The 806-nt window shown below is 43.2% G+C and carries 2 protein-coding genes; one reads left to right on the forward strand and one right to left on the reverse strand.

The window, feature by feature from the left end; all coding sequences use genetic code 11:
• Window positions 1-428 (forward strand): SDR family oxidoreductase (locus tag AC1DRF_RS30470; RefSeq protein WP_477742629.1); only part of this gene is annotated, 428 nt, incomplete at its 5' end.
• Between the two features lie 22 nt (window positions 429-450).
• On the opposite strand, the gene AC1DRF_RS30475 is transcribed toward AC1DRF_RS30470, so the two are convergent.
• The coding region (locus AC1DRF_RS30475) for an SDR family oxidoreductase (RefSeq protein WP_477742630.1) at window positions 451-806 on the reverse strand (356 nt) is incomplete at its 5' end.

Genomic DNA, 806 nt, shown 5'->3' on the forward strand with positions numbered 1-806 from the left:
CTTTTTTAACTGTGAAGCATTCTATTCCTTATTTGAAAGCTCAGGGAGGAAGCATTATTATTACTAGCTCAATTAACGGCAACCGTACATTTTCAAATATCGGCATGAGCGCATACAGTTCCTCAAAGGCTGGCCAAATGGCGTTCGGCAAAATGGCAGCCCTTGAACTTTCTACATACGGAATACGAGTAAACGTCATTTGTCCAGGAGCAGTTGATACAAATATTGAAAGCAATACATTCCGTCAAGAAGACAAATTAAAAGAAGTGGCGATTCCAATTGAATATCCAAATGGCAATCAGCCGCTTGCTAAGCGCTCAGCTAAGCCCGAAGAAGTAGCGGAGTTAATCTTCTTTTTAGCTTCTGACGCGTCCAAACATATTACCGGAAGTGAAATGTTTATCGACGGCGGAGAATCACTGCTGTAACGTACAAGCCCCTGCGCCAACATCAGGGGCTTGTTTTTTTACTTTTATGAACAACATCTACTCCTCCCGAAGCAGATATAATGCTGCCTGTAATCATATCTGAGTTTTCATCACAAAGAAACTCAATAATACGCGCAATGTCTTCTCCTGTCCCTGATCGACCGACAGGCGTTTCCTTGTCTTCTAGTAATCTTGCTTTTATAATGTCACTTTCTTTCATGTCCCCTACAATATCTCCGGGACAGACCATATTGACCGTAATCCCGTATTCGGCTACTTCTAGAGCAAKCGATTTGGTCAGAGAAGCTAGTCCTGACTTGGCGGCACTAAAAGCCGCGCGATACATCCATCCAGGGGTGTGCTCTACATCTTGAAAAC

Source organism: Priestia sp. P5_B4 (assembly GCF_056400385.1).